Consider the following 13,569-nt stretch of genomic DNA (forward strand, 5'->3'; position numbering starts at 1 on the left):
ACGGAATGAGTGTAACCCCTCTTGAACAGGTAAAGCCCGGATCGGACGCCAAGCCGCCGCAAGCTGTTGCGGAGGCCAAGGAACAAGCCGTTTCCGCGCGGCTTCAGGGGCGTGTCGATGCATTCGAAAACGGTCGGCTGCTCGGCTGGGCCTGGGATGCGTCGAGCCCGAGCGACCGCATGACCATCCACGTCTTCCACGACGGTGAGCGAGTTCTCAGCAAGGTTGCCGAAACCCAGCGCATCGACTTGAAGCGCAACGGCATCGGCGACGGCCATTATGCGTTCGACATCGAGTTGCCCCAGGCCGTTGCCGCAGCACCTGGCGGTCTGACTGTTGTGGCGGAAACCCCCAAAGGGGAAGCGCAACTGAAGCTGCCGCGCCCGAGCGCAGAAGAACGCGCCGCGGAAGCTGCCGTCGCCATGCCTCTGGCAGTGGTGATGGAGAAAGTCGACCGGCTGATCGTGGCGCAGCGCCAAAGCGCTGTTGGCCAGCGTGATGCAACGGCGGTCTTGCGCGAGACGGTACAGCGGATCGATGCGCTGGCATCGAACGAGGGCGAACTTGGCGAAGCCATGTCCCTTCTGAAAAACGGCCAGGGCGACCTCTCTCAGAAGGTCAAGGAACTGGAAGTCTTTCTGCTGCGTTTTGATACGACGCTGAAGGGTTTCGATGACCGGTTGAAGGTCCTTGGAGAAAAGAGCCGCAACAACCTCAAGGTTCATATCCTGCTGCTGGCGATCCTTCTCGGGTTTGTCGGGGGCATGCTGTTTGCCGCCGCAGGCGGTCTCTGGAGGTAAGGAACGATGGAGCCTGTCGTCACCCTGGAAGGCGTGAAGAAGCTGCCCGCGAGAGCGGAGCGGCAGGCACCCGCAATGAAGGCGCAGGGGAGCGCAGGGGCGCAGGTTCCACTCGACGGTCATTCGGTTCTTTACGTCAACCTCGACCGCGAAACTCTGTTGATCGCCGGGGTGGGGGAAGCCTTTGCCGGCGGGGTGCCGGCTATCCTCAACGAAGACCCGAAGATGGTCGTACCCTGCACGGTGACGGTGCTGCCTGCCGGAAACGGCCTTTCGGGAAAAAAGCGTCCGTTCATCGCTATCCTGTCTCCGGTGCCAGGTTCTGCCTCCCGGCCTGACCGGGTGACGATCCGCAGCCAGGGGCATGCCTACCCCTATGGCGTCAGGCACCAGGCAGAAGATCTCAAGAGCTTCCTCAACAGTGTCGGTGAGCTGTCGCCTCAATCGGTGCCCGATATCGTTGACGGCCTGGTCCAGGCATTGCTTGGCGCGGGAACCACACCTCAGGCAATGCAAACGGCCGCCAGACTTGTCGATGCTGTCGCAGGACGCGACGGTTTCATCGAGGTGCTGGGTGTTTTCGACGCCGGAGATATCTACCTCCAGGGGTGGGCCAAGGGCATGCCGGTGGGAACCAGCCGGGTGTTTGTTTTCGACGGCGCATTAAAACTCGGTCAGCTGGCCGGAAGTCTTTTCGAGCGCAAGGACACCGGTGGCAAGGCACATGGTTTTGCCGGTTTGCTCGAGGTTGAGGGCGGTCTTGATACCCCGCAACTTCGCAAGGTTTTCTTTCGTGGCCGCGCCGGATGGAGCGTGGTCGAGGTTCATGAACACAGGACGATGCCGCCGGCCCGGGCTCTTCCCTCCCACATACGGGCCCTTCTGCCGAAGCTCTCCCCCGCGGGTGACGGCAGGGCCCGGCTGGAGCTGGCGGGCCGGCGGTTCGATGGCCGGGAAACGGTTAGCGAGCTCGACGTCCCGGTTCGTGTCGGTATCGATTTCAGCGCTTCACTGGATCGGGCCGGCGTCCTGTTGTCGGGCTGGCTGCTTAATCCGGAAGACCGTGTCGAGACGGTCTTCCTGCGTTCGGGCTGCATGAGTTGTCGCCTCGATACGCGCTGGACGACGCAGCTGCGACCCGACGTGACAAGCGCTTTCGAAACATTGTCACCCTTTCTGAACGGGCCGGATGCACTGCAACGGCACGGGTTCCTTGTTCATGTACCTGCCGAGGAAATGTCCGGCACCGAGGGTACGTATCTGGAGATCGTGCTGAAAGATGGCAGGTCCGCCTTTGCGCCGCTGGCGCTTGGCAGGGCTTCGCCGCGTTCCGCGCTAAGGCGACTTCTTTCCGGGCTGGATCCGGCAACGGCATTCCGTCCTGATTTTCTGGAGCGCCATCTTCTGCCGGTGTTGCAGGCCAATGAGGCGCCCGAACCAGTCATCGTCGAGACGATCGACTTCGGGGCAGTGGATGAAACCGCCGCTTTCGCCCTTGTGATCGGTCTCGACGGAAATTTCGAGAAATCACGTGTCCTGCTGTCACTGTGTGCGCTTGATCCGCTGCTGCGGAGCGCGCCGGTGGTCCTGGTTGCCTCGCAGGATGATGCGCTGGAGCAGGTTGAAGACTTCAGGCAACTTGCCGGTTTCTACGGTCTCGCCGTCCGCCTGGTGCTGGCGGACCACGTCGAGGACGCGCTCGATGCGCTTCAGGCGGGCGTCGAGGCCTCACCGGCGGAGACGGTTGTTTGTCTGTCTTCCGGCGTGTTGCCGCGCGGTCCGGGCTGGCTGGAGCCGCTGCTTGCGGCGTTTCAGGCACAGGATGCTACCTGTATCGCAGCCCCCACGCTGCTCTATGAAGACGAAACCATCAGATGGGGTGGCGCCTGGATCGAGCCGGAAGACGGCCGCTATCTGTTGAAGCAACATTATCTCGGTTACCCGCGCCGGACACTTCATGGCGCGGATGTCAGCCCTGTTGCCGCGGCACCGTTCGATTGCTGTGTGCTGCCGAGATCGGCCCTGGCGGAAGCGGGGGGCTTTTCAAGGAAATATCTTGGCACGGACGAGAAAGGGCTCGATGCCGCCCTGCGGCTGAAACTGTCGGGCATCGGTTCGCTCTGGGTGCCTCAGGTGGAGATGATCCACGCCGAGGACGGTCGCCCGGGAGAGCGGTCCTGGAAAAAACTGGTTTCAGAACTCGATCGCCGCAGTTTCGAGCGAACCTGGTCTCCGTTTCTTGCTGACCTGGCAGAGGATATCCGATGACGGCTGCTCACGAGGAAAGAACACCTTCCAAGGCCGCGGCTCTGCGCGTGCTCGTCATTTCTCACGGCCATCCGACACTGTCACTCGGCGGAGCGGAAGTGGCTTCCTACAATCTGCACCAGGGCCTGAAGGCCCTGCCGGGAACACAATCGTTCTTCCTGGCGCGGGTTGGTGACGGCTATCCGCGGCACGGCCAGTCCGCGCTGATGGGGGTCGATGACGCCGATGACGAGCTGCTTTTCCACGCTGACGACTACGACCCGTTCCTGGTGTCCAACCGCAACACCGGAGACCTGCACAGGGACCTGCGGCGGTTTGTGCGCACCCTGCGTCCGGACGTGGTGCATTTCCATCATTTCATCGGCTTCGGGCTAGAGACACTCTACACGGTGCGCGACGCCTTGCCGGACGCCACCATTCTGGTGACTTTCCACGAGTTCCTGTCCATCTGCCATCATCATGGGCAAATGGTCAAAGCAGGTGGCCACAAACTCTGCGAGGCGGCCACGCCGATTGCCTGCAACGGTTGCTTTCCGGAGATTTCGCCGGCCAGTTTCCTGCGTAGGCGGCAGTTCATCAAGTCCATGCTCGGGCTTGCCGATGGCTACATCTCGCCCAGCCGTTTCCTGGCGGACCGCTATGTCGCCTGGGGGCTGCCGGCGGACAAGATGACCGTTATCGAAAACGGCCTGAACGTGAGCGAACAGGCGGCGCAGCGTTCCGTGACAGCCGGTGGCCGGCGGAACCGTTTTGCGTTCTTCGGCCAGATGACGCCCTACAAGGGGGTGGATGTACTTCTGGATGCAGTCCAGCGAGTTCCCGAAAGCATCTGGGGGGAAGATGCCACGCTGACCATTCATGGCGGCAATCTTGAACGTCAGCCCGAAGCGTTTCGCAGTCGAATTTCAGAGCTTCTGGAAGCGGCCGGATCGCGCGTGCGTTTCGCCGGCAGCTACCAGAACAAGGATATGCCGTCGCTGATCCGGCAAACGGACTGGGTGATGATGCCGTCCGTATGGTGGGAGAACTCACCTGTGATCATCCAGGAAGCGTTCTTCCATGGGCGTCCGGTTATCTGCAGCGGCATCGGTGGCATGGCCGAAAAGGTTCGCGACAAGGTCGACGGTCTGCATGCCCGGCCGGCAAGCCCGGAAGACCTGGCAGACCGCATGGCGGAGGCCTTGCGCGATCCGGGTCTGTGGCAGCGTCTGCGGACGGGCATCAGGCCACCCAAAACGCATCTCGAAAGTGCCGGCGAGCACGTGACCCTTTATCGCGAGGTTCTAGATGGCGGCCTCGCGTCTCGTCCCGGTGCCCTCAAGCAAAGCGCCTGAGAAGACAAAGGAATATGGAATGACACGCGTTCTGGTGATGATACCGTCCGGCGAAGTCTACGATCACAACAATGTCCGCTGGTACAGCCATCAGGACATTCAGCGCAACCTGAACCACTATCACAATATCGGCGATGCCTTCGTTTTCGATTCCTCGCTGAAACTGCTGAAGTACGACAGGCTCGAAACCCTGACGATCCGCGAATTCAACCCGGCGGAAGTCGACCGGTTGCGGGATGAATTCGACTATGTCGTGTTGCGCGGGTCCAACTACATTCACGGCGAGATGGACTGGGAAATGGCGGAGCAGGTGCTGCGCCGGCTCGGGCTTCCGGTTCTGGCTTTCGGAATTGGTGCCCAGGCGCCGGTGGACGGCAAGCTTGTGCTGTCGGATGCCACGAAGAATGTCCTTCGCCTGATTGCAGGTTCGACGACATCTGTCGGTGTTCGCGGTGCCTATACCGCCGAGGTGCTGGAAGACATCGGAATTTCCAACACGCGGATCATCGGTTGCCCGACGGCATTTCGCCACAACGACCCCGGTCTGAGGATCACGCTGCCCGAGATCGACCGTATCCGGAAAGTCGGACTGACCGTGCGGCGTGAAGTGTCGCCGGCATACGCCAGGGATATCCGGCAGTATCTCACGTTCCATCGCGACCTGATCAAGTCGGTTGCGGCCCGCTTCGATACCGTTCTGATGGCTCAGGGCGAGCTGGAGGAGAAGAAGCTGGTACTTGGAACGCCTGCGCAAAAGGACCAGGCGATCTCCTCGCTTCGGGAGAATGCCTGGGTTGGCGAGTGGTATCTGGACGACGACATCGAGTGCCTCTACCGCAACTCCATGTTCTATTCCGACGTTGTTGCGGACTATGATGCCTGCGTCAAAGCCTGCGACCTGGTGCTCGGCTATCGCCTCCATGGCAACCTGATGGCTTTGGCCAATGGCGTCCCGGCGCTTTATTTCACCTACGACAGCCGCACGCGCGAATTTGCGGAGACGTTCCGGATCCCGAGCTTCGACGTCTTCAGCGAGAAGGTGTTCCGCCTGAGCGACTATTGGGATCAGGGCCTCTTTGACCGGTTCAACCGGGCCTATGAGGCCACCTATTACGCCATGGGTGACTTCCTGAGCGAAAACAATGTGCCGCATGTCATGCGGGAGCGTGCGCCTGTGCAGCAGCGGAAGGTGGTGGCTCTCATGTGATTTGATAAGAATATCATTTCGAATTTTGAAGTATTTTATTCGTATTATTTGAGTAATATTGCGATAGAAATGCATATATATTTTGTGAAAAGCAATAAGTAGATAAATATATTTACATAATTCTATGCTGCGCCGCATTATTGTCACAAACAAACATAAATCTTGTGCATGTATATTAGTTGAGCAAGCGGATCTCCGGCAGGGGGACGCTTCACAGTTCAGATGGGGGCTTGCATGACAGTCGTGGCTACACAAGACACGTTTCCCGTTCACAACGCTACGCGTGAGATGCTGCTGCTGAAGGAGCTGACCTTGATCGTCGTGGGCGTATCAAGGCAGGACATTCCCGGGCCGTTGCTCGAGGCGGTCAAGACGGTCTGGTTCGAGGGTGTCGAGGACGACTACGCCCTGTTTTCCGACGAGAGCGCAGGCCGGTACCAGGTGTCGGAAGCGCCGCTTCTACCACTGGCCGTGATCGTGGATCCGGCTGCAATGGATGCAAAGGACGAACTGCACAAATGGATGCAGCAACGCGGTGTGGTTCAGTTGCCACCGGTTATCGGTTGGGGTCGTGGCGGTGAAGTGGAGGCTGTCTCCTCGATGGTCGGACTGGTTGCCGATCATGTGAAATCGGGTGCACGGCGCCTGGTTCTGTCCAGCAAGGAGCTGAAGACACTTCGCAGCCTGAACGACGACCTGCAGAACCGGTTTGCCGCACTTGAAGCGTTCCTCAACCGGCATGGTCTGCAGCCGCTGGATCTCCTGTTCAGCAACGAACCGGCCGAAAATCCGCTCAATCCGAATGTGCTGGCAAGTGCCTCCGTCGATGGTGTCAGCCAGATCCTGCCGGTACCCAGTTCCGGTGTCAGCGGAGTGGCGGTGCATGTCGAACAGACCGGCAGCCGTCCCGACATCAAGCTGCGTGCCCAGTTGATGACGCTGGAGGACCAGAGGATCGTCGATACCTGGCATTTCTCCAGTGGCGATCTGTCCACGGGCTGGAACATCTTCGGCCTGTCGCGCTCGACTGCGGGCCTGCGCAGAACGCTGGAGTTCCGCATGCAGGTTGAAGAGACCGAGGACGAGGTACCGCTTCTGTCAGTCGGTGGTCTGCAGCCGGTCGAAATGTTCCATGTGCGCGATGCCGCCAACGGCTTGTCGGTCCTCAAGAACAGCCTCGCCCTTCAGGTGTGGGGTGGCATTCCGGGCGTTTCCATGCCGCCACACGCCAACTACATTCCGGCGCAGTCGCAACAGGTGAACCTGGACGAAGGCTTCCGTGACATGCCGATCGCCCCGGGCATCCTGGAGCACGCAAGCCTTGCCAATTCCGATGAGGTGTCCTTCGATTTCGAAGCGATCATGCCGTTGCCGACGGAACGTGCCATCGGCTGTCACCCGCCTGCGGAAGGCATGACCATCGGGCAACTTCCGGCAGCTTGTCCGCCGCAGGTGATCCGCATGTCTGCCAAGGCATTCATCGACAACAGCCGCGCCGCCGATATCGATTTCGCCATTGTGGTTGCCAAGGACCTTGGCGCGGCCAAGGCGCTCTTCAAGGGAGAACGTGAACAGTCGGTCGGCGAGGCGTTTTCCGGCTGGAAAACCGTCAGCTACGGCGAGACGGCACATCTGAGCGCCTTTGCAGGCGAGCGGATCGGGGTCTGGCAGAATGTCTATTTTGCCACCCGGATGAACGAAGCGACCGGTAACGATTTTGCCTGGGCGAAATTTGCCAACTTCCGCGCTGTCGTGAGCGGGTAGGCCGGCATGCTCCAGCACACTGGTTCAAGACCGGGCTTGCCGAATGTGCGTTACGCACAGTTCGGCGGTTCCGGCACGGCCTCGGCCACGGTCGCCATCGTCATTCCGGTCTACAAGCACTCGGTCCTTCTGACCGAGGCCATCGACGCGGCATTGGCCCAGCAGGCGCCGTTCAACATCGCGGTCGTGATCGTTGACGATGGTTGCCCCTTTCCCGAAACGGGGCAAACGGGGCGGGCCTATGCGCTCGCCTACGACAATGTCTATTACCTGCGGAAGGCCAACGGCGGTCTGAGTTCTGCGCGCAACTACGGCATCGACTTTGCCTTGCGCAGCTTCTCCGATCTGGAAGCGGTCTATTTCCTGGATGCCGACAACCGGATCACGCCCTCGGCGATCCGCGTTCTTCTCGACTTCATGAAATCCAGTGATGGCGTGGATTGGGTCTATCCCAATATCGACAAGTTCGGGATAGAGTGGAACGGCAATTATACGGCGGAATATTCGCGCCTTCTGCACGTTACCTTCGACAATATCTGCGAGGCCGGCAGCCTGGTCTCCAGATCCCTCCTCGACGCCGGGGTTCGTTTCGACGAGAGCATGAAGTCCGGCTTCGAGGATTGGGATTTCTGGCTGCAGGCGATTTCTCATGGCTTCAAGGGAGCGAACTATCCCTTCTTCGGCTTCGAGTACCGCCAGCGCGCCGAAAGCATGTTGCGCGATTCCAACCGTACCCGTGACAGCATCCTTGGATACATCAAGGACAAGCACAAGAAGCTGTTCTCCACCGAGACGCTGCTTGGCTGGGAGCACGAGGAAGCACCACGGTTCGTCGCATTCGGAGCAGATACCTACCTGGTCGATCTCTTCACCGATCCTGTCGTTGCGCACAAGAAGCGCAGCATCGAGGAATTCGTGAAGACCTTCTGGGCAGCGCAGGCCGAACCGGAAACCTACGGCGTACCTCCGTTCTGGCTGTGGATGTCGCCGGCACACAGGGACGCGCTGAAAAGCTGCGGTCTGCTGCACAACGTCTTGTGGCTGACCGAGCGCCTGTCGGCGTCCCATCATTTTGTCGCGCTTCGGTTCGAAAGCGACAAGGACCGGTTGGCGATCGAGGTGAACGAGCTGGGCGAAGGCAAGGAACTTGCCAAGAAGCCGCTTGGCTGGATGTGCTCGCTCGACATCATGAAGCAATGTGTCGAGGACAAGTCCGACGACTGGATCCGGACATTGAGAGGTGCCAATCCGGCACCGAAGATAGCCGAAGTCGTCGTGCGTGGGCCGTTCTCGGCGGAAGACATTCAGGGCACCGCCCTGTCTGCCACAAACAGCCTTCTGGCCACGCTGGGGGCCCTGCGCGAGTCCGGCTATCGCCACGGGCCCGGCGAACGCTGGATCTGGCGTTCTGCCTACTTCCCGAACCGCAGCAAGTATTTCGAGCTGCTGCGGCACAGTGCGGGGGCAGCCCCGATCATGCCGCGTCTTGGCCGTGAGGGCGCGCCCCTCAGGGTCGGTCTGTTGTTGCCGATCGCCACATTCGGCGGTGTCGAGAAAGTTGCCTACGCGGCTGCCCGGGTTCTGAAAAAAGCCGGGTGCGAAGTCCATCTCTATGTGTTCGGAAAGCCGGTCTACAACCACATCTCCGACAACGACGGGGTGTTCGACACCATCAACTTTCTGGCCGACGACTATCCTCTGTGGGGTGGTCCCAATATGTTCTCCGGCCACGAGTTGCTGATGGGGCATGACGAAAACGCGCGGGCCGAACAGGTTCTCGGGTTCCTGTCCGGCCTTGATGTGGTGATCAACAACCAGCTTGCCCCGGCCAATGCCATTTTCGGCGAACTTCGCCGGCGCGGGGTCAAGGTCGTCAACTACGTGCATGTGCTGGACAGTTCCGAACTCGGCCGTCCGGCGGGCCATCCCTATCTGACGCTTGCCTATGAGCACATCTACGACAGCGTGCTGACCTGCTCGCGGGACATGGCCGAGTGGCTGCACGGCATGGGCGTGCCTGTTGCCAAGCTGCTTCATATTCCGAATGCCGCCGGTTACCCGATGGCGCCGGAAGAGGCCAAACGGCTGTCGGACAACCGTCAGCAAGACCGCGATGGCCGCCTGCGGGCTGTGTTCCTGGGCCGGCTGGACAGGCAGAAAGGCATCGAGCGGATCTTTGCTGCAGCTCGTGCCCTGAAGCGCAAGGGTGTCGACATCGACTGGCGCATTGTCGGTTCCGACGTCATGGACGCCGGGGCAGGCGGTTCCTGGAAGGAGCGGTTTGCCGAACTTGGTATCCGCGTCGATCCGCCGATCTATGACAGTCGCAGGCTCAGCCGATTGCTGGCCTGGGCCGATGCCTTCGTGTTGCCGTCCAGATGGGAAGGTGCGCCGCTCACGATTATCGAGGCACAACGCCTTGGCTGTGTGCCTGTCGCCACCGATGTGGGGGCCGTAAGCGAGCTGATCGAGAACAAGGTTGATGGCCTGTTGCTGCGCTCCTCTGACGATGGCGTGGTGACCCATGATCTGATCACCGCGCTCGAAACACTGGCAAAGTCGGAAAGGCTGCTTCGAACCCTTTCGACCAACGCGTCGCAGCGCAGTGCAGAGCGCAGTTGGGAAAAGAGCCTGCAGCCGTTCCTGCGGCAATTGCACAACTGGTTCCCGGATCGCCTGCAAAGCATCCGCCGAACCAAGGCGCCGGTGGCGCAGATTTCCAGTTCATCCGAAACGACCGTCCGGGGGAGTGCCGCTGACGGGGCAACGCTCTGGCAGCAACGCGGACGTCAGACGTCCGTCCGGTAATCGAAGGGCCCGAGCCCACATTTTTGAAAGGTGCAGTTCACATGAAGAAGCTCTTCGTTCTCAACGGCGGCGCTGCCGTCAAGCCGGGCAACAAGTCGGCATTTCTGAAAATCGATGATCCCCTGTCGACCTTTGCACGCGGCGGGATCAACACGGGCGACGTTCTCGTCTATGACGCGATGTTGAAGGCACTTGCCTACGACCAGATCACCAACGTGCAGTTCGCCCATGCGGCCGACGAAAAACTCTGGCCGACCGACGATTATGACGCCACCGTCATTCGCGGATCCAACTACCTCACAGAGACGGTCGATATCGGCAATGTCATTCCGCTCCTGAAAAAGCTCAAGGGACCGATCGTCCCGGTGGGTGTCGGCGCCCAGGCGGCGAAATACAAGAAGCTGGAAATGCCGAAAGGCAGCATCGAGGCCTGGAAGATCATCGCCGACAAATGCGAAACGATCGGCGTGCGCGGTGTCTACAGCGCCGAGGTCTTCAACGACATCGGCATCAAGAACATCCGGATCATCGGCTGCCCGAGCTTCTACCGCAATCTGAGGCCGTCCATCGAGATCAAGCCGCTGGATCCGGCCAACGCTCGTGTCGGCCTGACGCTGAACAAGTATCTTTCCGCCGACTATGCGTCCAACGCCACCAAGACCAACCGCATGCAACGGGCGCTCATCGAGGCTGTGGCCAAGCGGCCGGCCAATCGTCTCTATTCCCAGGGCGAGCGCGAGGAAACGCTGGCAATCTTCGAGACCGGCGAAGCCAAGCAGAAGCACATCCGTTCGATCCTCGGAAAGTACAATCTGGAGGGCGACAAGGATGTCGAGGCGCTGATGAGCGAGCGGATGCAGGCATTCTTCGACGTTGATGAATGGGCGGCAGATGCGCGGGACAACGTCGATGTTCTGGTCGGCTTCCGCCTCCACGGCAACGTGATCGGCCTGCACCAGGGCATTCCCGCGGTGTTCTTCACCTACGATTCCCGCATTCGAGAATTGTCGACGCTGTTCGCGATCCCTTCCGTCGAGATCGAAGACTACATGCCGATCAACCTGGAAAAGATCTTCGAGAGTGCCGACTTCTCCAAGGTTCAGCATGTCTACCGGCTGAATTATGCCGAGTACCATCGCTTCCTGACGGAGAACGGCCTCAACCACGTGCTCGCAAAACCGGTGGCCTCGCCGCCTGAACAGCCTCTGGTCAAGCCGAACCTTGTGAAGATCGACCAGACGACCGAGGAAGTAACCGACTGGTTCCGGGGCGAGGTCGATTTCATGACCGGCGAGATCGAGACCCTGCGCAGCCGCGCGTGGAACCTGGAACTGAAGCTTCGCGAGAAGACATCGCCGGACGCCGGCGCGAAACTGGCGAGCTGACCGGTTCGCGGGATCATGACACGACCCGGACCTGTGCTGAACCGTCGCCGGTTTCTGACCGGCGCGGCAGCCGGTGGCATGGCGGGTGCGGCGCTTCTTGCGTCGCCCCGCAGCTTGCTGGCCCTGACCTCGAACGACCTGCCTGCCCCTCTGCAGCGGATGGACGGCGACTGGCAGCTGACCTTCCAGGATGATTTCGACGACCTCCACCGGTTTCAGCAAACCTGGGACCGCATGCGCATCGGAGGGGACGGTCATCCGACCATGCGCTACCCGAAAAACGTGGTGATGCGGGAAGGCGAACTCGACCTCAAGCTCGGCCATCAGGCCGATCCGAAACGGCCTTTCACGGGAGGCTACGTTCGGACCCGGACCTTCCGCCAGACTTACGGCTATTTCGAGTGCGAGATGCGCATCGCGCGCGAGGCCGGTGTCAACAATGCCTTCTGGCTGATATCCGATCGCGAGACCGAGGGCGACACACATTTCGAGCTGGATGTGGCCGAAGTCAAATATCCGAACATCGTTCAGGTTTCAGCCCGCCGGTGGCGCCCGGAAAAGAAGGTGCTTGCCGCAAGTTACCGGGCGCATATCCGGCTGGACGACACCTTTCACCGCTATGGGATGCTCTGGACCCGGCAGGGATTTCGTTTCTATGTCGACGACATGGAGGTCTTTGACGCACCCAACGATTTTGCTCACACGCCAGCGCTGCTGCTTCTCAGCAATGCGGTCGCGCCCTTTGCCGGCAAGAACGATGGCGACGTTGCCGGTGCTGCAACCAGTATCCGCACCGTGAGAGTGTTTCAGAACACTTCAGCCTAGAAACGAGTGGCGTCTGCCAATGAATTGAGCCGGCAAGACCGCTTGCCGGCTCAAACATGTCAGGCGTCAGACCTGGTCAGGCGACGGTTTCGTAGCCGCGCGGGTTCTTGCAGACCCAGTTCCAGGTGTCGCGGCACATGTCCTCAAGGCCGCGCTCGGCCTTCCAGTTGAGCAGTTTTTCCGCAAATTCCGTGTTTGCGAAACACTGTGCGACATCGCCTTCCCGGCGAGGAGCGATGGAGTAGCGGATCTGTCTGTTGGAGGCTCGCTCGAATGCCTTGACCATCTCCAGCACGCTGTAGCCGTTGCCGGTGCCAAGGTTGACCGCAAAACAATTGGACGGGGCGGAGCCTGATCCGAGCACTTCATGTGCCCTCAGATGGCCTTCGACCAGATCGATGACGTGGATGTAGTCGCGGATGCCGGTCCCGTCCGGCGTGTCGTAGTCGTTGCCGAAGACCGAAAGCTCCTCCCGGCGGCCGTCCGCGACCTGGGTGATGAACGGCATGAGATTGTTCGGGATGCCTTGCGGATCTTCCCCTACCAGCCCGCTTTCATGCGCGCCGACCGGGTTGAAATAGCGCAGGATGCCGAAGCGCCAGGAGGGGTCGCTGGCAGCCACATCGCGCAGCATTTCCTCGATCATCAACTTGGTGCGGCCGTAGGGATTGACGGCGCTCGTCGGGTGATCTTCGGTCAGGGGCAGGAATTGCGGGTCGCCGTAAACGGTCGCCGAGGACGAGAAGATCATTTGCTTCACGCCGCAATTGGCCATCGCCGACAGCAGGCGATGAGTTCCCACGACGTTGTTGTCGTAATAGGCGAGGGGGATCTTGGTGGATTCACCAACCGCTTTCAGGCCGGCAAAATGCACCACCGCCGTACAGCGGTACTGCTTGAGGATTTCCTCCATCCGCGACTGATCCCGGATATCGGCTGTTTCCAGAGATATCTTCGCGCCGGTGATGGCCGCTACCCGCTCGAGACTGACCTGGCTCGCGTTGGACATGTTGTCCACCACAACGATGTCGTGCCCGGCCTGAAGAAAAGCCACGCAGCAATGCGAGCCGATATAACCGGCACCGCCGGTAATGAGTACAGTCATCCAAACCTCTTTTGGCTTCGACGGAGAAAACGGAAAGGAAATTCAGCCCTGAATATCAAACGATTATTGTTGT

The 13,569-nt window shown here is 60.2% G+C and carries 9 protein-coding genes; 8 read left to right on the forward strand and 1 reads right to left on the reverse strand.

What is annotated here, in order from left to right:
* Positions 1–5 precede the first annotated feature (5 nt).
* From B0E33_RS18395 to B0E33_RS18430, 8 genes are all read left to right on the forward strand, one after another.
* Positions 6–800 (forward strand): hypothetical protein, encoded by a 795-nt coding sequence (locus B0E33_RS18395; RefSeq protein ID WP_077291991.1) that lies wholly within the window; start codon positions 6–8, stop codon positions 798–800.
* Positions 801–806: 6 nt separating this feature from the next.
* Positions 807–3,068 carry a glycosyltransferase family 2 protein gene (locus B0E33_RS18400; RefSeq protein WP_077291992.1) on the forward strand — a complete coding sequence of 754 codons (2,262 nt, stop codon included), beginning with the start codon at positions 807–809 and terminating at the stop codon, positions 3,066–3,068.
* Positions 3,065–4,402: a glycosyltransferase family 4 protein gene (locus B0E33_RS18405; protein ID WP_077291993.1), complete on the forward strand. Its 1,338-nt coding sequence runs from the start codon at positions 3,065–3,067 to the stop codon at positions 4,400–4,402. The genes B0E33_RS18400 and B0E33_RS18405 overlap by 4 nt, the downstream gene beginning before the upstream one ends.
* A gap of 19 nt (positions 4,403–4,421) precedes the next feature.
* Entirely contained in the window at positions 4,422–5,609 is a 1,188-nt protein-coding gene (locus B0E33_RS18410; RefSeq protein ID WP_077291994.1) for a polysaccharide pyruvyl transferase family protein, read from the forward strand.
* A 234-nt stretch (positions 5,610–5,843) separates the two neighbouring features.
* The gene (locus B0E33_RS18415; protein WP_077291995.1) at positions 5,844–7,373 is read left to right on the forward strand and encodes a DUF6212 domain-containing protein; all 1,530 of its coding nucleotides are present in this window, start codon (positions 5,844–5,846) and stop codon (positions 7,371–7,373) included.
* A gap of 6 nt (positions 7,374–7,379) precedes the next feature.
* On the forward strand, positions 7,380–10,181 hold the full coding sequence (locus B0E33_RS18420) for a glycosyltransferase (protein WP_023003333.1): 2,802 nt from the start codon (positions 7,380–7,382) through the stop codon (positions 10,179–10,181).
* A gap of 41 nt (positions 10,182–10,222) precedes the next feature.
* Entirely contained in the window at positions 10,223–11,566 is a 1,344-nt protein-coding gene (locus B0E33_RS18425) for a polysaccharide pyruvyl transferase family protein (protein WP_062487535.1), read from the forward strand.
* 15 nt (positions 11,567–11,581) lie between these two features.
* Complete coding sequence (locus B0E33_RS18430) at positions 11,582–12,391, forward strand: glycoside hydrolase family 16 protein (protein ID WP_077291996.1); 810 nt, start codon at positions 11,582–11,584, stop codon at positions 12,389–12,391.
* A 76-nt stretch (positions 12,392–12,467) separates the two neighbouring features.
* Here B0E33_RS18430 and galE read toward each other — a convergent pair whose 3' ends face one another.
* Complete coding sequence (galE, locus tag B0E33_RS18435) at positions 12,468–13,496, reverse strand: UDP-glucose 4-epimerase GalE (protein ID WP_077291997.1); 1,029 nt, start codon at positions 13,494–13,496, stop codon at positions 12,468–12,470.
* Positions 13,497–13,569: the final 73 nt, after the last annotated feature.

The sequence above is a fragment of the Roseibium algicola genome, from assembly GCF_001999245.1.
GTDB classification, from domain to species: Bacteria; Pseudomonadota; Alphaproteobacteria; order Rhizobiales; family Stappiaceae; genus Roseibium; species Roseibium algicola.